The organism is Pseudomonas sp. GW821-FHT02B10 (genome assembly GCF_059421865.1).
Genome location: NZ_JBWKVU010000016.1, coordinates 100,763 through 122,842 on the forward strand (window position 1 = coordinate 100,763; position 22,080 = coordinate 122,842).

The 22,080-nt window shown below is 62.8% G+C and carries 19 protein-coding genes; 10 read left to right on the top strand and 9 right to left on the bottom strand.

Features of this window, described 5'->3' with window-relative positions; all coding sequences use genetic code 11:
- Positions 1–2: 2 nt before the first annotated feature.
- A complete protein-coding gene (gene cydB, locus AC07VU_RS27170; protein ID WP_053262756.1) occupies positions 3–1,010 on the top strand; it encodes a cytochrome d ubiquinol oxidase subunit II in 1,008 nt (335 codons plus the stop codon).
- Positions 1,011–1,101: 91 nt separating this feature from the next.
- Positions 1,102–1,269, top strand: a complete 168-nt coding sequence (locus AC07VU_RS27175; protein ID WP_023969448.1) for a DUF2474 domain-containing protein — start codon at positions 1,102–1,104, stop codon at positions 1,267–1,269.
- A 212-nt stretch (positions 1,270–1,481) separates the two neighbouring features.
- On the opposite strand, the gene AC07VU_RS27180 is transcribed toward AC07VU_RS27175, so the two are convergent.
- The gene (locus AC07VU_RS27180; RefSeq protein ID WP_495030819.1) at positions 1,482–2,606 is read right to left on the bottom strand and encodes a methyltransferase; all 1,125 of its coding nucleotides are present in this window, start codon (positions 2,604–2,606) and stop codon (positions 1,482–1,484) included.
- A gap of 228 nt (positions 2,607–2,834) precedes the next feature.
- On the opposite strand from AC07VU_RS27180, the gene AC07VU_RS27185 reads away from it, so the two are divergent.
- Positions 2,835–3,611 (top strand): ferredoxin--NADP reductase, encoded by a 777-nt coding sequence (locus tag AC07VU_RS27185; RefSeq protein WP_457274971.1) that lies wholly within the window; start codon positions 2,835–2,837, stop codon positions 3,609–3,611.
- Between the two features lie 57 nt (positions 3,612–3,668).
- Here AC07VU_RS27185 and mscL read toward each other — a convergent pair whose 3' ends face one another.
- A complete protein-coding gene (gene mscL, locus AC07VU_RS27190) occupies positions 3,669–4,082 on the bottom strand; it encodes a large-conductance mechanosensitive channel protein MscL (RefSeq protein WP_007930031.1) in 414 nt (137 codons plus the stop codon).
- Positions 4,083–4,368: 286 nt separating this feature from the next.
- Between mscL and katB the strand changes: the two genes are divergently transcribed.
- From katB to AC07VU_RS27210, 4 genes are all read left to right on the top strand, one after another.
- Positions 4,369–5,910 carry a catalase KatB gene (gene katB, locus AC07VU_RS27195; protein WP_009045732.1) on the top strand — a complete coding sequence of 514 codons (1,542 nt, stop codon included), beginning with the start codon at positions 4,369–4,371 and terminating at the stop codon, positions 5,908–5,910.
- 189 nt (positions 5,911–6,099) lie between these two features.
- Positions 6,100–6,648 carry an ankyrin repeat domain-containing protein gene (locus tag AC07VU_RS27200; protein ID WP_495030820.1) on the top strand — a complete coding sequence of 183 codons (549 nt, stop codon included), beginning with the start codon at positions 6,100–6,102 and terminating at the stop codon, positions 6,646–6,648.
- Between the two features lie 46 nt (positions 6,649–6,694).
- On the top strand, positions 6,695–8,062 hold the full coding sequence (gene radA, locus AC07VU_RS27205) for a DNA repair protein RadA (RefSeq protein WP_007930034.1): 1,368 nt from the start codon (positions 6,695–6,697) through the stop codon (positions 8,060–8,062).
- Positions 8,063–8,086: 24 nt separating this feature from the next.
- Positions 8,087–8,815 carry a hypothetical protein gene (locus tag AC07VU_RS27210; protein WP_495030821.1) on the top strand — a complete coding sequence of 243 codons (729 nt, stop codon included), beginning with the start codon at positions 8,087–8,089 and terminating at the stop codon, positions 8,813–8,815.
- A 25-nt stretch (positions 8,816–8,840) separates the two neighbouring features.
- Here the strand turns inward: AC07VU_RS27210 and AC07VU_RS27215 are convergent, their stop codons facing one another.
- On the bottom strand, positions 8,841–9,209 hold the full coding sequence (locus tag AC07VU_RS27215) for a PilZ domain-containing protein (RefSeq protein ID WP_457274968.1): 369 nt from the start codon (positions 9,207–9,209) through the stop codon (positions 8,841–8,843).
- Between the two features lie 53 nt (positions 9,210–9,262).
- Positions 9,263–9,724 (bottom strand): methyltransferase family protein, encoded by a 462-nt coding sequence (locus tag AC07VU_RS27220; protein WP_007930037.1) that lies wholly within the window; start codon positions 9,722–9,724, stop codon positions 9,263–9,265.
- 209 nt (positions 9,725–9,933) lie between these two features.
- Between AC07VU_RS27220 and AC07VU_RS27225 the strand changes: the two genes are divergently transcribed.
- The 3 genes from AC07VU_RS27225 (at position 9,934) to yjiA (ending at position 13,336) form a co-directional block, all read left to right on the top strand.
- Positions 9,934–12,000 carry a carbon starvation CstA family protein gene (locus AC07VU_RS27225; protein ID WP_277589649.1) on the top strand — a complete coding sequence of 689 codons (2,067 nt, stop codon included), beginning with the start codon at positions 9,934–9,936 and terminating at the stop codon, positions 11,998–12,000.
- A 15-nt stretch (positions 12,001–12,015) separates the two neighbouring features.
- On the top strand, positions 12,016–12,213 hold the full coding sequence (locus AC07VU_RS27230) for a YbdD/YjiX family protein (RefSeq protein WP_007930039.1): 198 nt from the start codon (positions 12,016–12,018) through the stop codon (positions 12,211–12,213).
- Positions 12,214–12,364: 151 nt separating this feature from the next.
- Entirely contained in the window at positions 12,365–13,336 is a 972-nt protein-coding gene (yjiA, locus tag AC07VU_RS27235) for a GTPase (RefSeq protein ID WP_495030822.1), read from the top strand.
- An 81-nt stretch (positions 13,337–13,417) separates the two neighbouring features.
- Here yjiA and AC07VU_RS27240 read toward each other — a convergent pair whose 3' ends face one another.
- From AC07VU_RS27240 to AC07VU_RS27260, 5 genes are all read right to left on the bottom strand, one after another.
- Positions 13,418–14,128 carry a GntR family transcriptional regulator gene (locus tag AC07VU_RS27240; protein ID WP_274304687.1) on the bottom strand — a complete coding sequence of 237 codons (711 nt, stop codon included), beginning with the start codon at positions 14,126–14,128 and terminating at the stop codon, positions 13,418–13,420.
- Positions 14,129–14,172: 44 nt separating this feature from the next.
- On the bottom strand, positions 14,173–14,877 hold the full coding sequence (locus AC07VU_RS27245; protein WP_274302068.1) for a FadR/GntR family transcriptional regulator: 705 nt from the start codon (positions 14,875–14,877) through the stop codon (positions 14,173–14,175).
- Positions 14,878–14,960: 83 nt separating this feature from the next.
- Positions 14,961–16,274 carry a C4-dicarboxylate transporter DctA gene (locus AC07VU_RS27250; RefSeq protein WP_009045724.1) on the bottom strand — a complete coding sequence of 438 codons (1,314 nt, stop codon included), beginning with the start codon at positions 16,272–16,274 and terminating at the stop codon, positions 14,961–14,963.
- Between the two features lie 354 nt (positions 16,275–16,628).
- On the bottom strand, positions 16,629–17,882 hold the full coding sequence (glyA, locus tag AC07VU_RS27255; protein WP_007924771.1) for a serine hydroxymethyltransferase: 1,254 nt from the start codon (positions 17,880–17,882) through the stop codon (positions 16,629–16,631).
- A gap of 239 nt (positions 17,883–18,121) precedes the next feature.
- Positions 18,122–21,961 (bottom strand): sensor domain-containing protein, encoded by a 3,840-nt coding sequence (locus tag AC07VU_RS27260; RefSeq protein WP_277589647.1) that lies wholly within the window; start codon positions 21,959–21,961, stop codon positions 18,122–18,124.
- Positions 21,962–22,080: the final 119 nt, after the last annotated feature.

Below are 22,080 nucleotides of genomic sequence, written 5' to 3' on the forward strand. Positions count from 1 at the left end.
TCATGGGTATCGATCTTCCGCTGATCTGGGCCGTGATCATCATCTTCGGCATCATGATGTACGTGGTCATGGACGGGTTCGACCTGGGGATCGGGATTCTCTTCCCGTTCGTCAAGGACTCCCGCGACCGTGACGTGATGATGAACACCGTCGCCCCGGTCTGGGACGGCAACGAAACCTGGCTGGTGCTGGGCGGTGCCGCGCTGTTCGGCGCCTTCCCGCTGGCCTATTCGGTGGTGCTCTCGGCGCTGTACATGCCGCTGATCCTGATGCTCATCGGCCTGATCTTCCGCGGCGTGGCCTTCGAGTTCCGCTTCAAGGCCAAGGAAGCCAAGCGCCACATCTGGGACAAGGCGTTCATCGGCGGTTCGGTGGCGGCGACCTTCTTCCAGGGGCTGGCGCTGGGCGCCTTCATCGATGGCCTGCCGGTGGTCGACCGCCAGTACGCCGGCGGTTCGCTGGACTGGTTCACACCGTTCACCCTGTTCTGCGGCGTTGCGCTGGTGGTGGCCTATGCCTTGCTCGGCTGCACCTGGCTGATCATGAAGACCGAAGGCAAGCTGCAGGAGCAGATGCATGACCTGGCGCGGCCGTTGGCTTTCGTGCTGCTGGCGGTGATCGGTGTCGTCAGTATCTGGACGCCGCTGGCCCACCCGGAAATCGCTTCGCGCTGGTTCACCCTGCCGAACCTGTTCTGGTTCCTGCCGGTGCCGATCCTGGTGCTGGTGACCATGTACGGCCTGCTGCGCGCGGTGGCCCGCAATGCTCACTACACGCCGTTCCTGCTGACCCTGGTGCTGATCTTCCTCGGCTACAGCGGCCTGGGCATCAGCCTGTGGCCGAACATCGTGCCGCCGTCGATCTCGATCTGGGACGCCGCCGCGCCGCCGCAAAGCCAGGGCTTCATGCTGGTGGGCACGCTGTTCATCATCCCGTTCATCCTGGGTTACACCTTCTGGAGCTACTACGTGTTCCGCGGCAAGGTCACCCACGAAGACGGCTACCACTAGTCAATGCGCCGCTCCCCGTGCGGGAGCGGACCTGCTCGCGATGGCGCCCCGAGCGACGTCATCGTCTCCATTCCGAGAGGAGTATTCGATGATGGCTGGTAAACCCACGTTGCAGGAAATCGAAGAAGCCGAGAAGAAACCGCTCTGGCAGCGCCTGGGCTGGCTCGCCGGGATCTGGGTCGGCAGCGTGCTGGCGCTGTTTATCGTCGCCAGCCTGATGCGCATGTTCATGAACGCCGCGGGCCTGACCACGCACTGATTTTTACTACCGCTCATCCCATCCCGTTGCCTTGCGGCACGGTTTTATAGCCCTCCTCTGGAGGGTTTTTTTTGGTCTGGGGTTGCTACATTTTTTCTTTCGTAGGAGCAGTCGGTCGACGCTCGATTGCTCGCGATGAACGATAACGCAGTGCTTCAGGCATTCCGCGTGGCACGTATCGCGAGCAAGCTTCGCTCCTACAGAGAGGGGGATTATTTGCGGGCTTTGAGGATCACGAACTTGGGCGTGGCGGCCACTTGCTCGACGCCGCGGAACAGCCGCGCCAGCTTGCTGTGATAACCCAGGTGGCGGTTGCCGACGATGTACAGCGCGCCGCCCACTACCAGGGCTTCGCGGGCCTGCTGGAACATGCGCCAGGCGAGGAAGTCGCCGACCACCTGCTGCTGGTGGAAGGGCGGGTTGCACAGCACCACGTCCAGCGACTGCGGCTCCTGGCCGGCCAGGCCGTCGCCGGCGCGCACGGTCACTTCGCGCTCGCCCAGGGTCGCGCGCCAGTTCTCCAGGGCCGATTGCACGGCCATGAAGGATTCGTCCACCAGGGTGTAATGGGCGTCGGGGTTGTGCAGGGCGCTGGCGATGGCCAGCACACCGTTGCCGCACCCCAGGTCCGCGACCCGGGCCTTGCCGAGGTTTTTCGGCAGGTGCGGGAGGAAGGCGCGGGTGCCGATGTCCAGGCCTTCGCGGCAGAACACGTTGGCGTGGTTGAGCAGCTCGATGGCGGGCTCGTCGAGCTTGTAGCGGGTCGGGTAGGGCGAAACCGCCGGGGTTTTCGCCTCCGGGGTGGCGATCAGTAAACGGGCTTTTTTCACCGCCAGCGAGGCCTGTACCGGGCCGATATGGCGTTCCAGCAGGTCGCCGGCGGCCCGCGGCAGGTGTTTGACCATCGCCGCCGCCACCACCTGGGCGCCCGGGGCCAGTTGGCCTTGCAGGCGGATCAGCTGTTCTTCCAGCAGGGCCAGGGTCTTGGGCACGCGGATCAATACGCGGTCGAACGGCCCGGTCAACGGCTCGCTGGCCGGTACCACTGTTACGGCGTCGAATGGCAGGCCATTGCGCACCAGGTTTTTCTCCAGCGCCAGCGCGCCGAGAAACGAATCGCCGCTGCTGTGCACCTGTACGCGTCCGACCAGGCTGGCCGCCAGCGCGCCGAAACTGTCGTTGAGCACCAGCACCCGGGTGTCCGCCATCGGCTGCTGTTCGGCCAGGTGATTGAGCAGGTACTCGTCCGCCGCGTCGAAAGCTTGCAGGGGCTCGTTCTGTTGTTCGGGCTGGCGGATCAGGTCGAGCTGGGCGAAGGGGCTTTCGAGCAGGGGCATGGGACGGACTCTTGGTAATCGGTGAATGTCCTGCCGGCGGGAGGGGTGCGATGCGGGCTGGACCGTTCGGGCAGGTGGCGCGCAGGCCGCGTGGCAGGTGCCCGAAGAGGGGGCCAATGGTACGTTTTTTTGCGCTCGATTGCCCGCGCTCTATGCCATTACAAACCGCCGGTGTTTCTGCCGCGCGCTTTGCGGGACACTAAGGGCATTCGCTTATTGGAGCCTGCCATGACTGCCAGTGCAGAAAAATACACGCGCCAGACCTTGCTCGACGTCCAGCCCCTGACTCCCAGCCTGTTTACCCTGCGCGCCACGCGGGACGCGGGCTTTCGCTTTCGCGCCGGGCAATTCGCCCGTCTGGGCGTGACCAAGGCCGATGGCAGCACGGTGTGGCGTGCGTACTCCATGGTGTCTTCGCCCTTCGACGAGTATCTCGAGTTCTTCTCCATCGTCGTGCCTGGCGGTGAGTTCACCAGCGAGCTGAGCCGGCTGGGGGAGGGCGATACCCTGATGGTGGACCGGCAGGCGTTCGGTTATCTGACCCTGGACCGTTTCGTCGATGGCCGCGACCTCTGGCTGCTGTCCACCGGCACCGGGATCGCGCCTTTTGTTTCGATCCTGCAGGACTTCGAAGTCTGGGAGAAATTCGAGCGGATTATCCTGGTCTACAGCGTGCGCGAAGCCAAGGAACTGGCTTATCAGCAATTGCTGGCTGAGCTGAAACAGCGCGATTATCTGGCGGAAGTTGCCCACAAGCTGCAAGTCATCACCACGGTGACCCGTGAACAGCATCCGGGCAGCCTCAACGGGCGGATCACTCATCTGATCGAGAGCGGCGAACTGGAACGTGTCGCTGGCGTGCCCCTGAGCGCCGAGCACTCGCGAGTGATGCTCTGCGGCAACCCCCAGATGATCGACGACACCCGCGCCTTGCTCAAACAACGGGACATGCACCTGAGCCTGACCCGGCGGCCCGGGCAGGTGGCAGTGGAAAACTACTGGTAAAAAAATGGCGCCGCCTGCATGACTTGCAGGGGGCGCCGTTTTGTTGCGGCAGGAGTCTCAGGGCTTGTTGTTCTGCGCCTTGAGCAGGTCGCGGATCTCGCCCAGCAGCTCTTCTTCCTTGGTCGGAACCGGCGGCAGGGTTGGCGCCACGGCCTCTTCGCGCTTCAGGCGGTTGATTGCCTTCACACCCATGAAGATGGCAAAGGCAACGATGATGAAGTCGATCAGGCTCTGGATGAATTTGCCGTAGGCCAGCACCACGGCCGGCGTCTCGCCGACAGCTTCCTTGAGCGTGATCGCCAGATCACTGAAGTCCACCCCACCGATCAGCAAGCCGATTGGCGGCATGACTACATCGCCAACAAACGACGAGACGATCTTGCCGAATGCGGCGCCGATGATAATACCGACGGCCATGTCGACCACATTACCTTTGACCGCGAAGGCCTTGAACTCACTTAGCACGCCCATAGGTTATTCCTTGTTACAGATGAGGTTGGTGAACGCAGTGTAATTCAGCACAAGGCATCTTGCTTGCAACAACTGCTTACAGCGTTCGCAGTTATCGACCGAGTTAACGGCAAATAGTTTACAAAGTGCCATCAATCGCGCGCGAAATACCTGCGCTTGCTCTTACATACCAGAATATTTTTTCAATCAGACTGTTGCGACCTTTCTATTTAGAGTTCGACTCTTTGGTCACTAGCCTCTGACAGGCGCACCTGGATGCGTTTGATTAAAACCAGAGGAATAAAACATGACCATGATCATTGGCCTTGGGAGTTTTTCCCAACGACGCGTATTGGGCGTACTCGCCGCCAGTATGCTTTCTCTTTCCGTACAGGCCGCCACTCTGACCCGCGATAACGGGGCCGCGGTGGGCGATAACCAGAACTCGCAGACCGCGGGCGCTACCGGACCGGTACTGCTGCAGGATGTGCAGTTGATCCAGAAGCTCCAGCGTTTCGATCGCGAGCGCATTCCAGAGCGGGTGGTGCATGCCCGTGGCACCGGTGCCCATGGTTCCTTCACCGTGACCGACAGCCTGAGCGACCTGACCAAGGCCAAGGTATTCGCCGCCGGCCAGGTAACACCGGTATTCGTGCGTTTTTCCGCGGTAGTGCATGGCAACCACTCGCCGGAAACCCTGCGTGACCCGCGCGGTTTTGCCACCAAGTTCTATACCGCCGACGGTAACTGGGACCTGGTCGGCAACAACTTCCCGACTTTCTTTATTCGCGACGCGATCAAATTCCCGGACATGGTGCATGCGTTCAAACCTGATCCGCGCACCAACCTGGATGACGATTCCCGGCGCTTCGATTTCTTCTCCCATGTTCCGGAAGCCACCCGGACCCTGACCGAGCTGTATTCCAATTCCGGCACTCCGGCCAGTTACCGGGAAATGGACGGTAACGGCGTGCACGCCTACAAGTTGGTGAATGCCAAGGGCGAAGTGCATTACGTGAAGTTTCACTGGAAGAGTTTGCAGGGCATCAACAACCTCGATCCCAAACAAGTGGTCGAGGTGCAGGGGCGTGATTACAGCCATATGACCAATGACCTGGTCACGCATATCAACAAGGGCGACTTCCCGAAATGGGACCTGTATGTCCAGGTCCTGAAGCCGGAAGATCTGGCCAAGTTCGATTTCGACCCGCTGGATGCCACCAAGATCTGGCCGGGCGTGCCTGAGCGCAAGGTCGGGCAGATGGTGCTCAACCGCAACCCGGCCAACGTGTTCCAGGAAACCGAACAGGTGGCCATGGCCCCGGCCAACCTGGTGCCGGGCATCGAGCCGTCGGAAGACCGCCTGCTGCAAGGCCGGGTGTTCTCCTATGCCGATACCCAGCTGTACCGCCTGGGCGCCAACGCCCTGCAATTGCCGATCAACGCGCCGAAAGTCGCGGTGAACAATGGCAACCAGGACGGCGCGATGAACAGCGGCAGCACCAGCACCGGCGTGAACTACCAGCCGAGCCGCCTGATGCCGCGTGAAGAGCCGCAAAGCGCGCGTTACAGCCAGCTGGCGCTGAGTGGCAGCACCCAGCAGGCGAAGATCCAGCGCGAGCAGAACTTCAAGCAGGCCGGCGATCTGTATCGTTCGCTGAGCCAGAAGGAGCGTCAGGACCTGATCGAGAACTTCGGCGGTTCCCTGGCGACCACCGATGACGAGAGCAAGCACATCATGCTGTCGTTCCTCTACAAGGCCGATCCGGAGTACGGCACTGGCGTGACCAAGGTGGCCAAGGGCGACCTGGCCCGGGTCAAGGCCCTGGCCGCCAAGCTGTCGGATTGATCCCACCCCGCGTCACGCCCCTGGCGTGACGCTTCCTCTTTATATAGGCGCGAGGCTTGCCCGCGAAAGGCCGTAAAGCGGCCCCAATACCGGTGATGGCGTTCTAACTGACGAGCGTATTTGCCCCGGTTGAAGTCATCGCGGGCAAGCCTCGCTCCTACAGAATCTTTGAGACAAGGGAGTCGCACCATGCACCTGTTCATTTCGCTGCTGCTGGCCGCCTGCTCGCTGGGCGCTCATGCGCAGCAGCCGGCCCCCGCGGACCCGGTGGCGGTCAAGGTCCAACTAGAGAATTACTACTTCGATGCGGCCCGTCGCGGTGACGTCGAGATGCTCAATACCTTTATCGAGGCTGGTTATTCCCTCGATACCCAGGACGAGAAGGGTTACACCGCCCTGATCCTCGCGGCATATCACGGCCAGGGGCCGGCGGTGGAGCGTTTGCTGGCCGCCGGTGCCGACGCCTGCGTGCAGGATAAAAGGGGCAACACGGCGCTGATGGGCGCCATTTTCAAGGGCGAAGTGAAGATCGCCCGGCGCCTGCTGGCCACCGACTGCAACCCCGACCAGCGCAACGGCGCCGGCCAGACGGCGGCGATGTACGCCGGGCTGTTCAAGCGGGTGGAGCTGCTCGACGCCCTGGCGACCAAGGGCGCCGACCTGAATGCCGAGGACTCGCTGGGCAACAGCGCCACGCGTCTGGCCGAGGGCGAAATCCGCACGGTGGCGCCGCGCTGATCCGCTCCAGCTGAGCTATCATCGCGGTTTTTGCCCGGGGGATCAGATGGCCAAGGCCAAGCGCATGTACGGCTGCACCGAGTGCGGCGCAACCTTTCCCAAATGGGCCGGCCAGTGCGGCGAATGCGGGGCCTGGAACACCCTGACTGAAACCATGGTGGAAAGCGGCGGTGCCGCGGCCCCCAGCGGTCGTACCGGCTGGGCCGGGCAGCAGGCGCAGATCAAGACCCTGGCCGAGGTCAGCGTCGAAGAGATCCCGCGTTTTTCCACGGCTTCCGGCGAACTGGACCGGGTGCTCGGCGGCGGCCTGGTCGACGGTTCGGTGGTGCTGATCGGCGGCGACCCGGGGATCGGCAAGTCGACCATTTTGTTACAGACCTTGTGCAACATCGCCACGCGCATGCCGGCGCTCTACGTCACCGGCGAGGAATCGCAGCAACAGGTGGCGATGCGCGCCCGGCGCCTGGGCCTGCCCCAGGACCAGCTGCGGGTGATGACCGAAACCTGTATCGAAACCATCATCGCCACGGCCCGGCAGGAAAAGCCCAAGGTCATGGTGATCGACTCGATCCAGACCATCTTCACCGAGCAACTGCAATCGGCCCCCGGCGGTGTTTCCCAGGTGCGCGAGAGCGCGGCGCTGCTGGTGCGCTACGCCAAGCAGAGCGGCACGGCGATCTTCCTGGTGGGTCACGTGACCAAGGAGGGCGCGCTGGCCGGGCCGCGGGTTCTCGAGCACATGGTCGACACCGTGCTGTATTTCGAAGGTGAATCCGACGGCCGCCTGCGCTTGCTGCGGGCGGTGAAGAACCGCTTCGGCGCGGTCAACGAACTGGGCGTGTTCGGCATGACCGACCGCGGCCTGAAAGAAGTTTCCAATCCTTCGGCGATCTTTCTCACTCGAGCCCAGGAAGAAGTCCCGGGCAGTGTGGTCATGGCTACCTGGGAAGGCACCCGGCCGATGCTGGTGGAAGTCCAGGCGCTGGTGGATGACAGCCACCTGGCCAACCCGCGGCGGGTCACCCTGGGCCTGGACCAGAACCGCCTGGCGATGCTGCTGGCGGTACTGCACCGCCACGGCGGCATTCCGACCCACGATCAGGACGTGTTCCTCAACGTCGTCGGCGGGGTCAAGGTGCTGGAAACCGCCTCCGACCTGGCGCTGATGGCGGCGGTGATGTCGAGCCTGCGCAATCGGCCCTTGCCCCACGACTTGCTGGTGTTCGGCGAGGTCGGCCTGTCCGGCGAAGTGCGCCCGGTGCCGAGCGGCCAGGAGCGCCTCAAGGAAGCGGCCAAGCACGGCTTCAAGAGGGCCATCGTGCCCAAGGGCAATGCCCCAAAAGAGCCTCCACCGGGCCTGCGAATCATTGCGGTAACCCGTCTGGAGCAGGCGCTGGATGCGCTGTTCGAATGACCCCTTACTGAAAGGAAGCAGTTGATGCGGATGATAGGAGCGGGCCTTGGCGCCCTTGGTTTTACGCTGTTGTGGGCCAGCGGCCTGGCTGCGGCCAGCCAGGAAGATGCGCCGCACGGCTATCGGATCGCCCAGGAACTGCTGGTCGGCGACGGCACGGTGCTCGAGGTGCTGGAAGACCGGCGCATTACCGCGCAATTGCATGCGCAGAGCTGGGGCAGCGGCCTGGACGAGGAAACCTTCGACGAGTCGACGGACAGCGAGCACCAGCCGCAGCTGGAGGCTCGGGTGCGCCTGGTATCGGAGGTTGGCGAAGTGCTGGCCGAGCAGTCCCTGGGCTACCCGCTGGCAAAGGTGGAGAAGGCACCACTCAGTGGCCTGCCATACCCGGCATTTTTCCTCACCGTCGATCAGACGGCTCCAATGGGCAGCTATAGCGGCCCGGCCACGCAGATCCTGGCTCCGACGCAAAGCCGCTTGGAGCCCGTACTGTATCGGGACGAAAACGGGGAGCAGCGCCCGCTGGCGATGGCCCAGACCGGCAAGGCGGCCTGGCAGATCCTTCCATCGGCATCGGGGGCTACCGAGTCGATCGCCCAGGTGTCTTCGGCGCCTGCCAGCGAGGGTGACGATTTTGTGACCACCTACCGGATTTATCGCTGGGTGGACGGACAGTGGACCGCCGCCAGTCGGCAACAGCCCGGTTATTGGGATATGGAAAGCGAGTTCCCCGAGCCCTCGGCGTTCCCCTGAACGGCTGACGGGAAGAGGCGGGCGCTCAAACCTCCAGCAGCGCCCCCAGCTCGCGCTCCAGCTCCTGCGGGTCGGCGAGATTCAGTTCGATCAGCCGGCGCAGATGTTCGATCGACTCCAGGTCTATATGCAGGCAGACGAAGCCCAACTGACCGTGATCGTCGTGCGCCAGTCGCACGTCCATGCGTACTTCGGCGTCATCGCTCAAATGAACATCGGCTTCGAACGGCTGGCTTTCGTCCCCCAGCCAGGGATCGGGGCGCTGGATCAGCATGCCCCTGAGCGAGAGATCGACCAACTGCACGGACCAGCGATAAGGGCCCTGGCTCAGTTCGGTACGGGCATCGAAGGCGATGCGTTTGAAACGGCGACGATCGGAATGGTGTTCGCTCATGAGCAGCCCCTCTGCATGGTGAAATGACTATAGACCCGGGTTTGCCCAACCCGCTACAGCCAGCGGCGCACCTTGCGGCAATAGTCACGGTAGCGGTCGCCGAACAACTCCAGCAGATGGTGCTCGTCCGGCCGGATCACCGTCAGGTTCATCAGGTAAATCAGCAGCGGCAACAGCAGCCACGGCCACAGGCTGCCGAGCAACAGGGCGATGGCGCAGTAACCCAGGGTGTCGCCGAGATTGATGGGGTTGCGCGAGATTGCGAATGGGCCATCGCATAGCAGGCGCCGGGGTTCGCCGGCATTGCTGGTGGTGGTGTGCCGTTGCCTGAGACGCCACATCGCCCAGAACGACAGGCCCTGGCCGCCGATAATCAACAGCAGGGCCAGGGTGCGCAGCCAGCCGTTGACCGGGACCGGCAAGGGCACACCGTCGGCAAGCGACAGCGCCGCCACCAGGAACAGCAGATACAGCAGCGGCGGTGACAACGGCGGTCTATTGGGCGGCGCGGGCATGGGCACTCCAGACGACGAGTCCTTACAGGTGCGACCGCTTTTTCGCTCGGGTGGTTCAGTGCTCCGGGAACGCTTGCACCGAGGCGGTGCAAAACCTAGGAAAAAACTCAAAAGGACGCTCTAGACCAACGTGGGGGGTGGCCTTTGGGGCCAGTAGCGCTAAACTCCGGATGGCTGTCTTTCTTGTCCACCCTGGCTGGAATAATAAAATGAAAAATAATAATAGCCCGCTACGCCACTTACCCTGGCTGCTGCTGGCAATCGTAGGAGCGTGCGCCCTCGGCGTAGTGGCATTGCGCCGCGGCGAGGCGATCAACGCCTTGTGGATCGTGGTCGCTGCCGTGGCCATCTATCTGGTCGCATACCGTTACTACAGCCTGTTCATCGCTAACAACGTGATGCAGCTCGATGCGCGCCGGGCCACCCCCGCCGTGCTCAACAACGACGGTCTGGACTACGTTCCGACCAACAAGCACATTCTCTTCGGTCACCACTTCGCGGCCATCGCCGGCGCGGGCCCGCTGGTGGGTCCGGTACTGGCGGCGCAGATGGGCTACCTGCCCGGCACGCTCTGGCTGATTGCCGGGGTGGTGCTGGCGGGGGCGGTGCAGGACTTCATGGTCCTGTTCATGTCCACCCGGCGCAACGGCCGTTCCCTGGGCGACATGGTCCGTGAGGAAATGGGCCGGATCCCGGGGACCATCGCGCTGTTCGGCTGCTTCCTGATCATGATCATCATCCTCGCGGTGCTGGCGCTGATCGTGGTCAAGGCCCTGGCCGAAAGCCCGTGGGGCATCTTCACGGTGATGGCGACCATCCCGATCGCGATGTTCATGGGCGTCTACATGCGCTACATCCGCCCGGGCCGCATCGGTGAAATCTCCATCATCGGGGTGCTCCTGCTGCTGGGCTCGATCTGGCTGGGGGGCCAGATTGCCGCGGACCCCGTGTGGTCCAAGGCCTTCACCTTCACCGGCGTACAGATCACCTGGATGCTGATCGGCTACGGTTTCGTCGCCGCGGTGCTGCCGGTATGGCTGATCCTGGCGCCTCGCGACTACCTGTCGACCTTCCTCAAGATCGGCACCATCATCGCCCTGGCGATCGGCATCCTGATCACCATGCCCGAGCTGAAGATGCCGGCGCTGACCCAGTTCACCGACGGCACCGGCCCGGTCTGGAAAGGCGGCCTGTTCCCGTTCCTGTTCATCACCATCGCCTGTGGCGCGGTGTCCGGCTTCCACGCGCTGATCTCTTCCGGGACCACGCCGAAGCTGCTGGATAACGAAACCAACGCCCGTTACATCGGTTACGGCGGCATGCTGATGGAATCCTTCGTGGCCATCATGGCGATGGTTGCCGCTTCGGTGATCGAGCCTGGCGTGTACTTCGCCATGAACAGCCCGGCGGCCATCGTCGGCGGTGACGTGGTCACTGTGGCGCAGACGGTCAGCAGCTGGGGCTTCGCCATTACTCCGGACGCCCTGCAAGCAGTGGCCAAGGACATTGGTGAAACCACCATCCTGGCCCGTGCCGGCGGTGCGCCGACCCTGGCGGTCGGTATCGCGCAGATCCTCCACCATGTGCTGCCGGGCGAGAACACCATGGCGTTCTGGTACCACTTCGCGATCCTGTTCGAAGCGCTGTTCATCCTGACCGCGGTGGACGCCGGTACCCGTGCCGGTCGTTTCATGCTGCAGGACCTGCTGGGTTCCTTCGTGCCGGCACTGAAACGCACCGAGTCCTGGACCGCCAACCTGATCGCCACCGCGGGCTGCGTGGCCCTCTGGGGTTACCTGCTGTACCAGGGCGTGATCGACCCGCTGGGCGGCATCAACACCCTGTGGCCGCTGTTCGGCATCTCCAACCAGATGCTGGCGGGTATCGCGCTGATGCTCGGCACCGTGGTGCTGATCAAGATGAAGCGTCAACGCTACATCTGGGTGACCTTGCTGCCAGCCGCCTGGCTGCTGATCTGCACCACCACCGCGGGCCTCATCAAGCTGTTCGACGCCAACCCGGCAGTCGGTTTCCTGGCCCTGGCCAAGAAGTACAGCGATGCCCTGGCCAATGGTCAGATCCTCGCGCCAGCCAAGGACATCACGCAGATGCAGCACGTGATCTTCAACGCCTACACCAACGCCACGCTGACGGTGCTGTTCCTGCTGGTGGTATTCAGCATCCTGTTCTACGCACTCAAGGTGGGTATTTCCGCCTGGGGTAAAAAAGAACGCACGGATAAAGAGTCGCCATTCCATGCACTGCCAGATGCTTGATCGAGGACTGCAATCGTGTTCAATGACCTGAGTCGCCTCGGTAAATACCTCGGTCAGGCCGCGCGCCTGATGGTCGGCATGCCCGACTACGACAACTACGTCGAGCATATGCAGACCAAGCACCCGGACAAGCCGGTGATGTCGTACGAGGCGTTCTTCCGGGAACGCCAGGAAGCACGGTACGGCGGCAAAGCCGGGCCAAAATGCTGTTGATTCGTTAGTCCCTCTGTAGGAGCGAGCGTGCTCGCGAAAAACGTAAAGACACCGAGTTCATTCTGAACGCACGCGGTGTCCTTGAGTTCTTCGCGAGCAAACTCGCTCCTACCGTTGTTTTTGCGTTCCCATTTTTTCAGGAGAACCGCTTTTGTCCTCTCCAATCCCCGTCACCGTTCTCAGCGGCTTCCTCGGCGCGGGCAAGACCACCTTGCTGCGTCACCTGCTCAAGGCCGAACACGGCCTGAAAATCGCCGTGATCGAAAACGAATTCAGCGATGCCGGTATCGACACCCAGTTGCTGGGCGACGAGCCGGTGCAAGTGATGACGCTGTCCAATGGCTGCGTCTGCTGCACCATCCACACCGATCTGACCAAGGCGCTGTACCTGTTGCTGGAACGGCTGGACAGCGGCGAGATCGCCTTCGACCGGCTGGTAATCGAATGCACCGGGCTGGCCGACCCCGCGCCCGTGGCCCAGACCTTCTTCATCGACGAAGAGCTGCGCGAGCGCTATATCCTCGACGGCATCATCACCCTGGTGGACGCCAAGCATGCCGAGCACCACCTGACCCAGACCATCGCCCAGGCCCAGATCGGCTTCGCCGACCGTCTGCTGGTGAGCAAGCGCGACCTGGTGGACGAGCAGACCTTCAATGCGCTGAGCGAGCGCCTGACCCGGATCAACCGCCGTGCGCCGATCCGTGTGGTCGAGCATGGCCGCATCGACCTGGCCGAACTGCTGGATGTGCGAGGCTTCAACCTGAATGCCGACCTGGGTGGCGGAGTCAGCCTGCGTCCGGTGAGCAGGGCGCCCTCCATCGATCGTATTTCCAGCCTGGTGCTGCGCACCGACGCGCCGCTGGATATCGACCGGCTCAGCGAGTTCATGAACGAACTGCTGGAAGAGCACGGCAAGCAGCTGCTGCGCTACAAGGGCGTGCTGAACATTGCCGGTGAGCCACGGCGCCTGGTGTTCCAGGGCGTGCTCAAGCTGTACGGTTTCGACTGGGATACCGAATGGGCCGAAGGCGAGGCGCGGGAGAGCGTGATTGTGTTCATTGCCGACGATCTGCCGGAAGAGAAGATCCGTGCCGGGTTCGCCAGGATGGCGACGCAGTAGTTTCGTTACACATTTGCCACGAGGTCATCGCGAACAAGCCCGCTCCGGTCTGCAGGAGCGAGTGTGCTCGCGAAACGCCGGTTACTGTGGAACCGCGCTGGCCTTGAGCAACCTTTCCTCCAGGTGATCCAGGTGCCCGGTCATCAAGGCGACCGCGGCCTTTACGTCACCGTCTTCGATGGCATCGACAATCGCCGCGTGCTCTTGCCAGGCGCAATGGCTGCAGGCGCGGGTTTCATGGTGGGCAATCGCCAGTGACGTCAGCGGCACCAGGCTGCCGAGGAAATGCGCCAGCGGCGCGTTACCGGCCACCTCGGCCAATTGCAGGTGGAACTCGCCAGACAGGCGGATCGCCGGGCCACGCAAGCCGCGGTCGATGCAATCGCGCTCAGCGGCGATCAGCTCCCGCAGGCGCTTGAGGTTGCGCGGTGCCGATTGCTGGCAGGCGAGCCTGACCAGGGTGATTTCCGTCAGGCGGCGGGCGTGCAGGATCTGCCGCGTCTGTTCATGGTCCGGTGCTGCCACCTGAGGCCGGTGGTTGGGCCGCAGGATAATCACCTGCTGGTGGGACAAACGCGCCAGGACCTGGCGAATGATGCTGCGACTGACCCCAAACACTTCGCCGAGGCTGTCCTCGGTGAACCGGCTGGCGGGGGCGATGCGTTGTTCGAGAATGGCATCGAAAATCTGCGGATAGACATCGTCGACCAGCAGTTTTTTCTCGCCGCTGCGGCGCCGTGGCAGGGCAGCGGGGAGGGGGAATGCAAGTTTGTTCAAGGCGTAGCTGGCCATGGCCTGTCTCCAGTCCGGTTACCGATACGAAAGTGTTGTGCGGCTTAGTTGCCCAGATGGTCGTCCGGGATGTTCAGCTCGATGCCCATGCGCTGGCCTTCCCTGAGGATGTGCCGGCGCATTTCGGCACTGGCCAGCGCGCTGTTCTTGTTGCGGATCGCCCGGACTACCGCTTCGTTTTCTTCCAGGCGTTCGGCCAGGTGCTCCGGCGAGTTGCGCAGGATCTCAGCGCTCTGCTTGAGGGCGTTGCTGGTCTGCTGCACCACGTTCTGGAAGATCGGGTTGGAGGTCAGGGTGAACAGTTCTTCGTGGAAGGCGATGTAGGCGTTCATCCCGGCTTCGCTGTCGTTGGCGTCCAGGGCTTCGCGCATGTCCATCAGGGTCAGGCGCAACTGGCCCACTTCCTTGCTGCTGATGGACTGCGCCACCAGGCCGACGATGAATGGCTCGAGGGTGTAGCGCAGTTGCAGCACGTCCTCGAGGCTGGCGCCCGCCACGCCGCTGTCCGTTGCCGGTTGTTCGTTGAGGCTGGCCTCCAGCACCACCACGCCTTTGCCGGGCATGGAGCGCACCAGGCCCAGGGTTTCCAGAACAGTCACCGCCTCGCGCAGGCTCGGGCGGCTGATGCCCAGTTGCTCGGCCAATTCACGTTGCCCCGGCAGCATGTCGCCGGAGCGCCATTGGCCACGGGCCAAGGCCGCCCGCAGCTTTTCTACCACTGAATTTACAACCGTTGACGAGGTGATCACTGTTCACTCCCTGGAATATGGCGGATGAGGCCCATGGCAGGCGCTGATTGTTGTGCCTGCCGGCGAGAGGCACAAGGCATGCCTCAGAACTCCTGCTGCTGCGCGCCGGGCAGCGGTTTGCGCGGTTGGAAACCATAGCCCTGCTGGCCGCTCAGGACTTTGTTGGCCCGTTGAATATCGATGTCTTTTTCCCAGCGGGCGATCGCCACGGTGGCGACGCAGTTGCCGATCAGGTTGGTCAGCGCCCGGCCGATGCCCATGAACCAGTCCACCGCCAGCACCAGCACCAGGCCTACCACCGGGATAGCCGGGATCGCCGTCAGGGTGGCGGCCAGGATTACCAGCGCCGAACCGGGAATCCCGTGGGCGCCTTTGGAGGTGATCAGCGACACCAGCAGGATGGTCAGCAGGTCGGACATCGACAGCGGCGTACCGGTGGCGTTGGCGATGAAGACGATGGCCAGGGTCAGGTAGATCGAGAAACCGTCGAGGTTGAACGAATAACCCGTCGGGATGACCAGGCCGACTGTGGAGCTGCCGATGCCCAGGTGCTCCAGTTTGCGCATGATCTGTGGCAGTACGGCGTCGGAGGAGGCGGTACCAAGGACGATCAGCAGCTCTTCGCGCAGGTATTTGAGGAACGGCAGCATGCGCAGGCCGGAACAGCGCATGACCAGCCCGAGAATCACCGCCACGAAGGCGAAGCAGGTCAGGTAGAACAGGCCCACCAGGCTGCCCAGGTGCTGCAGCGAGTCCAGGCCGTATTTGCTGGTGGTGAAGGCGATGGCGCCGAACACGCCGATCGGCGCCAGGCGCACGATCATGCCCATGATGCGGAAGATGATGTGGCTGAGTTCGTTGATCAGCCGCGAGATGCCGGAAGCGGCTTCGCCCACCAGGTTCAGCGCGCTGCCGAACAGCACGGAGAACAGCAGCACCTGCAGGATGTTGTTTTCGGCGAAGGCGCCCAGTACCGAGTTGGGGATCAGCCCCATCAGGAACTCGGAGGTGCCATGCATGTGCTGGCTGCGCTGGGCGATGTCGCCCATGTCGGCGGCGGACAGCTGTTCCAGATGGATATTGGCGCCGCTGCCGATGCCGGTGGTGAAGGCGAAGACCAGGCCGATCACCAGGGCGATGGTGGTCAGGACTTCGAAGTAGATGACCGATTTGAGCCCGATGCGTCCGACCTTTTTCAGGTCGCCGGCGCCGGAGATGCCGCTGACCACCACGCAGAAGACGATCAGGCCGATCAGCATCTTGATCAGCTTGATAAAGGCGTCGCCCAGTGGCTTGAGTTGCGAGGAGTATTCGGGGAGTGTCAGTCCGCACACGATGCCGAGCATCAGTCCGAGGACTACCTGGAGGAAAATCGAACGCGAGCACCATCTGAGCATGAGGGGAATCCTGGTCGGTGTCCCGGCTGCCGTGCGCGGAGCGCATCAGATTCGGGACTTAATTATTGTGGTCTTACCGGTATGTCCAGTGCAGGCGCAGTCTATGCCCGATTTTCCCGCGAATACAAGGGTAAATCCGAAAATTGGCATGACCGGTCTGACCAGTGGTGCTGGTCCTGTAGCCGCTGCCGCAGGCTGCGATAAGGCCGAAGGCCTTCCTGCGATCTTCAGAGTGTCGCGGCCGTGCCGGCCGATCGCAGCCTGCGGCAGCGGCTACAGGTCCCGGGCCAGACAATTCGCGGACGAAAAAAAGCCCGGCGCGAAGGCCGGGCTTTTCAGGTAACGCTCTGCTAATTAAGCGCCGTATACCGGCAGCTTCTTGCAGATGGCTTTGACTTTCTCACGAACGGCGTCGATCACCGCTTCGTTATTCAGGTCAGCCAGGATGTCGCAGATCCAGCCAGCCAGTTCCTTGCACTCGGCTTCCTTGAAGCCGCGAGTGGTCACGGCCGGAGTACCGAAGCGCAGGCCGGAGGTAACGAACGGGGAGCGTGGGTCGTTTGGCACGGAGTTCTTGTTCACGGTGATGAAGGCCTTGCCCAGAGCGGCATCGGCGTCTTTACCGGAGATTTCCTGCTTGATCAGCGACAGCAGGAACAGGTGGTTCTGCGTACCGCCGGAAACCACGTCGAAACCGCGCTCGATGAACACGCCGGCCATGGCCTGGGCGTTCTTCACCACTTGTTGCTGGTAGGCCTTGAACTCAGGCTGCAGCGCTTCCTTGAAGCAGATGGCCTTGGCGGCGATCACGTGCTCCAGCGGGCCGCCCTGGGCGCCCGGGAATACCGCGGAGTTCAGCTTCTTCTCGATGTCGGCGTTGGCGCGCGCCAGGATCAGGCCGCCACGTGGACCGCGCAGGGTCTTGTGGGTGGTGGTGGTTACCACGTCGGCGAAAGGCACCGGGTTCGGGTAGACGCCAGCGGCGACCAGTCCCGCAACGTGAGCCATATCAACAAAGAGATAGGCACCGACCTTGTCGGCGATTGCGCGGAAACGTGGGAAGTCCAGGACCTGCGAGTAGGCAGAGAAACCGGCCACGATCATCTTTGGCTTGTGCTCGACCGCCAGGCGCTCGACTTCGTCGTAGTCGATCAGGCCGTTGGCATCGATGCCGTACTGGATGGCGTTGTACAGCTTGCCGGAGGAGGAAACGCTGGCGCCGTGGGTCAGGTGACCGCCGTGGGCCAGGCTCATGCCCAGGATGGTGTCGCCAGCCGACAGCAGCGCCAGGTAAACGGCGGCGTTGGCTTGCGAGCCGGCGTGCGGCTGAACGTTGGCGTAGTCGGCGCCGAACAGCTCCTTGGCACGGTCGATGGCCAGCTGCTCAACCACGTCGACGTATTCGCAGCCGCCGTAGTAACGCTTGCCTGGGTAACCTTCGGCGTATTTGTTGGTCAGCACCGAGCCTTGAGCTTCCATCACCGCAGGGCTGGTGTAGTTTTCCGAAGCGATCAGCTCAATGTGCTCTTCCTGGCGCTGAGCTTCTTGCTCCATGGCGGCAAAGAGATCGGCGTCGTACTTGGCAATAGTCAAATCACGGCTGAACATGGCGGTCCTCAAGGATCGGGGCAGAAAAGGGGGGCATTCTAACCCAACGGGTTTTAGATGGCATATGAAAGGACATCATGTCGCAGACAAGTGGTGTTCATGAGCTGCCCAGGCTGAGTCCTGTAGCCGCTGCCGCAGGCTGCGATCGACCACGCAGTGGTCGTGCTCTTGAGGCCACTGAAGGCCTTCGGCCTTATCGCAGCCTGCGGCAGCGGCTACAGGAACGGCGATACCTGGGGTCAATCGAACATGAACAGCGCGTCGTTGCTGAACTGCCCTTCGAAGCTGTTGGCCGGCATCGGCCGGCCGAACAGGTAACCCTGGACTTCGTCGCAGCCGTGCTCGCGCAGGAAGTCCAGTTGCTCATGGGTTTCCACACCCTCGGCGATCACTGCCAGGTTCAGGCTGTGGGCCATGGCGATGATGGCGCGGGCGATCTGCGCGTCCTGCTCGCCGGACGGCAGGCCGTCGACGAAGGTGCGGTCGATCTTCAAGACATCGATGGGGAACTGCTTGAGGTAGTTCAGCGATGAATAACCGGTGCCGAAGTCGTCGACTGCGATGCTCAGGCCGAGGTTCTTCAGCCCGTCGAGGATCTGCATCGCCTCGCTGACTTCGCGCATCAGGATACTTTCGGTCAGTTCCAGCTCCAGGCAGGCCGGCGGCAGGCCAGTGTCCTTGAGGATGGTGGCGATCCGCATGCCCAGCTGGCCATCGGAGAATTGCCGGGCCGAGATGTTCACCGAGACCTTCGGCACCCGGACCTTGGCCTGGTGCCACGCCTTGAGCTGGCGGCAGGCTTCGCTGATGACCCAGTCGCCGACATCCACCACCAGCCCCAGTTCTTCGAGCACCGGGATGAAGTCCCCCGGCGGTACCAGCCCGCGTCGCGGATGGCGCCAGCGCAGCAGGGCCTCGGCGCCGGTCAGGCGCTTGCCGTCGCCGCTGAACTGCGGCTGGTAGTAGAGGATGAATTCCTGCTGTTCCAGGGCGTGGCGCAGGTCGCTTTCCAGCTCCAGGCGTTCCAGGGCGCTGGCGTTCATGTCGGCCTGGTAGAACTGGAAGTTGTTCTTGCCGCGCTCCTTGGCGTGGTACATCGCGGTGTCGGCGTTTTTCATCAGTTGGCTCAGTTCGTTGCCGTCCTGCGGGCTCAGGGCGATGCCGATACTGGCGGTGACGAAGAACTCACGGCCTTCGAGCACGAACGGCTTCACCAGGCTGGCGAGAATCTGTTCGGCAACATGGATCGCCCGGTTCAGGGCAATCTCGCGGCTGGTCCGCGGTTGCAGGAGCAGGGTGAACTCATCGCCGCCCATGCGCGCCACGGTGTCGTCATCGTCGACGCAATCGAGCAGGCGGGTGGCCATTTCCTTGAGCATGCGGTCGCCCGCGGCGTGGCCCAGGGAGTCGTTGATCGGCTTGAAACGGTCCAGGTCGAGGAACATCAGCACCACCCAGGACTTCTGCCGCTCCGCCGATTGCAGGGCGGTGTGCAGGCGGTCCTGGAACAGCGTGCGGTTGGGCAGGTGGGTCAGGGCGTCGTAGTAGGCCAGGCGGTGAATGCGCTGCTCGCTGGCCTTGCGTTCGCTGATGTCGGTGAAGAAGCACACGTAGCTGGCCAGGTCGCCTTCGTCATCGAGTACCGCGGTGATGCCGACCCAGGCCGGATAGTGCTCGCCGTTGCGGCGCTTGAGCCAGACCTCGCCTTCCCAGGTGCTGTGCTGGTGCAGCTGCTTGAGCACATAGCGCAGGTGGGCTTCCTGCTGTTCGTCGACGGTGAGCATGTTCGGCAACTGGTCGAGCACCTGGGACACCGCGTAGCCACTGACCCGGCTGAACGCCTCGTTGGCCTGGACGATGTAGCCCGCCGGGTCGGTGATCAGGATCGCCGAGGTCGAGTGCTCGAATACCGTGGCCGCCATGCGCAGGTCTTTTTCCGCGCGACGCTGCTGGCTGATATCGCGGCCGACCCCGAGCACGCCTTCGAAAGCGCCGTGTTCGTCCCACACCAGCACCAGGCGCAACTCGATCGGAATCTTGCGCCCGTCGGCCCGCAGGCAGTCGAACAGGAACAACTGGGTCTGCACCTGGTTACGCAGGCGTGCCAGTTGCTCGGGCTTGTCCAGGGCCTTGCTGACCCGCTCCATCAGGGCGTAGATGCCGGTCAGTTGTTGCGGGTTGGCAATGGTCGATTGCCAGCCGTTCTGGAAGATCCACTCCACGTCATAACCCAGTACCGACTGCACCGAGGGGCTGACATAGTTGAGGGCCATCTTACTGTCGGTGGAGAAAATCACGTCGCTGATGCTTTCGGCGAGCATGCGATAGCGTCGTTCGCTGTCGCGCAGGGATTCGCTGGCCTCGATCTGGTCGGTGATGTCCTTGGCCACGCCGATGATGCGCGTGACCTGGTCGTACTTGTCCCGCGCCAGGGCCTGTTCGCGGATGTCGAAACAGCGCCATTGGCCGCTGCGGTGGCGAAAGCGCAAATGGCACTGCAGCAACTGCAGGTAGCCGGCATGCCGCTGTTCCTGGCGCAGGCGGTGATAGAGGTCGGCGTCTTCCGGGTGCAGGAGGATTTCCCAGAAATACTCGCCCATCTGGTGCAGTTCGGTCTTGTTGTAGCCGAGGGTCTGCCCCAGGTGATGGTTGCTGAAGATCATCCGCTGGCTGATGACGTCCTGCACATACAGGTGGTCCGGCACGGTGCGCACCACATCCGACCAGAAACCCTCGCGCTCCAGCAGCGACAGCTCGATGAGCTTGCGGCTGGTGATGTCGCTGATGCTGAGGATCACCGCGCGATAGTCGCAGGGGTCTTCCGGCAGGCGCAGGACCAGCCACAGATGCTGGTCGTGGCCCTGGGCGTCGCTGAGGCGGATTTCCAGCTCCAGCTGTTTGTGCTGGTTGATCACGGTCTCCAGCAGCTGGTTGCCGATGGCGCTGCTGTGGAGCGGGCTGCCTTCGATCAGCAGTTTCCAGGCCTGCTCGCAGGAGTCGACGTTGAGCAGCCGCAGGGCCACCTGATTGACCTCGGTGACGCGCAGTTCTTCAAGCAGCAGCTGGCGCTGCTGGGGGTTGTGCTCCAGCCAGGCCTTGAGCTGTTCGCTGTCGTGCAGTTGCGCCTTGTCGAGAAACGCCGGCAGCCCGGAGATATCCAGGACACAGAGAGCGACCCCGGTGCCTTCGAAAATATCCTGATAGCGCCGACGTCCTTCGTGCAACTGACGCTGGCGGCGGCGCATGTTCAGCAACGCGATCACCGGCAGCAGGGAAAACGCCAGTCCCAGCAGGCACTTGGCGATAAACGCCGGCAACAGTTGCTCGATCACCGCGCGATCGTCGAACAGGCCGCGCAATTGCCAGTCGCTATTGCCCAGTGGCGCGACCAGTACGCTGTTGGCTATGTCGTCGGTGCTCACCGGGGTGCTGCTGCCGTCGTCGCGACTGAGGGTTTTCTGGTTCAGGCGGTTTTCAATGACCCAGGTCGGGTGAAAACCCTGGTCGGGACTGGGCTCCAGGGACTGGACGAAAGACGGTGCCAGGCGCAGCACCCAGTAACTCTTGAGGGCGCCGCTGGGCTGGTGCAACAGCAGCTGTACCAGCGCGCCGTTGGTGGCGTTGCTGTAGTAGTAGCGCTGGCCGCGGCTGCGGCTGGTCAGCTCGGCGAGCCATGCGGCGTCCTGGTCGTCGGCGCCACTGTCGCTGATGAGCTGGCCCTTAGCATCCAGCAGCGCGATGCTTTGCAGGTCGGGCAGGGACAGCTGCAGCCTTTTCAGCAGCAGTTGTTGCTGTTCGGCATTCTGTGGTGGTTCGACGATCGGCAGCAGGTTGAGGGCGATCTGCGCATTGAGTGCCAGGTTGAGGCTGATGTGCTCGGCCAGGTCGGCGTTGTAGTCGATCGCATGTTGACGCTGGTCTTTGCGGGTCTGTTGCAGTTGGTCGAGCAGTTGCCAGAACAGCAGGGCGAGCAGCAGCAGGACCAGGGTCGCCAGCACGCCTTTCAGGGTACCGCGCAGGGGCGAGCCGGACGCAGGTGCAGGTGCGCGCAGGGAAAAGGGCGGAGTGGCATTGGACAAACTGTGATCCTGCGGTTTGGCTGGACTGGCGCGACGTGCACTATAAGCCGGACGCCCGAAGGGCGGCTAGCATGCCTTGAGTTGTGGCAAAGTGCCAGTCCTGGCTGGCTGGACCTTGC

What these genes read in the sequence shown, in the direction of transcription:
- AC07VU_RS27180 (WP_495030819.1), bottom strand. Translation starts at nt 2,606, where the DNA reads ATGCCCCTGCTCGAAAGCCCCTTCGCCCAGCTCGACCTGATCCGCCAG.
- AC07VU_RS27185 (WP_457274971.1), top strand. Translation starts at nt 2,835, where the DNA reads ATGACTGCCAGTGCAGAAAAATACACGCGCCAGACCTTGCTCGACGTC.
- AC07VU_RS27250 (WP_009045724.1), bottom strand. Translation starts at nt 16,274, where the DNA reads ATGCTCAGATGGTGCTCGCGTTCGATTTTCCTCCAGGTAGTCCTCGGA.
- AC07VU_RS27175 (WP_023969448.1), top strand. Translation starts at nt 1,102, where the DNA reads ATGGCTGGTAAACCCACGTTGCAGGAAATCGAAGAAGCCGAGAAGAAA.
- AC07VU_RS27240 (WP_274304687.1), bottom strand. Translation starts at nt 14,128, where the DNA reads ATGGCCAGCTACGCCTTGAACAAACTTGCATTCCCCCTCCCCGCTGCC.
- AC07VU_RS27210 (WP_495030821.1), top strand. Translation starts at nt 8,087, where the DNA reads ATGCGGATGATAGGAGCGGGCCTTGGCGCCCTTGGTTTTACGCTGTTG.
- AC07VU_RS27220 (WP_007930037.1), bottom strand. Translation starts at nt 9,724, where the DNA reads ATGCCCGCGCCGCCCAATAGACCGCCGTTGTCACCGCCGCTGCTGTAT.
- mscL (WP_007930031.1), bottom strand. Translation starts at nt 4,082, where the DNA reads ATGGGCGTGCTAAGTGAGTTCAAGGCCTTCGCGGTCAAAGGTAATGTG.
- AC07VU_RS27200 (WP_495030820.1), top strand. Translation starts at nt 6,100, where the DNA reads ATGCACCTGTTCATTTCGCTGCTGCTGGCCGCCTGCTCGCTGGGCGCT.
- AC07VU_RS27215 (WP_457274968.1), bottom strand. Translation starts at nt 9,209, where the DNA reads ATGAGCGAACACCATTCCGATCGTCGCCGTTTCAAACGCATCGCCTTC.
- cydB (WP_053262756.1), top strand. Translation starts at nt 3, where the DNA reads ATGGGTATCGATCTTCCGCTGATCTGGGCCGTGATCATCATCTTCGGC.
- katB (WP_009045732.1), top strand. Translation starts at nt 4,369, where the DNA reads ATGACCATGATCATTGGCCTTGGGAGTTTTTCCCAACGACGCGTATTG.
- radA (WP_007930034.1), top strand. Translation starts at nt 6,695, where the DNA reads ATGGCCAAGGCCAAGCGCATGTACGGCTGCACCGAGTGCGGCGCAACC.
- AC07VU_RS27225 (WP_277589649.1), top strand. Translation starts at nt 9,934, where the DNA reads ATGAAAAATAATAATAGCCCGCTACGCCACTTACCCTGGCTGCTGCTG.
- glyA (WP_007924771.1), bottom strand. Translation starts at nt 17,882, where the DNA reads ATGTTCAGCCGTGATTTGACTATTGCCAAGTACGACGCCGATCTCTTT.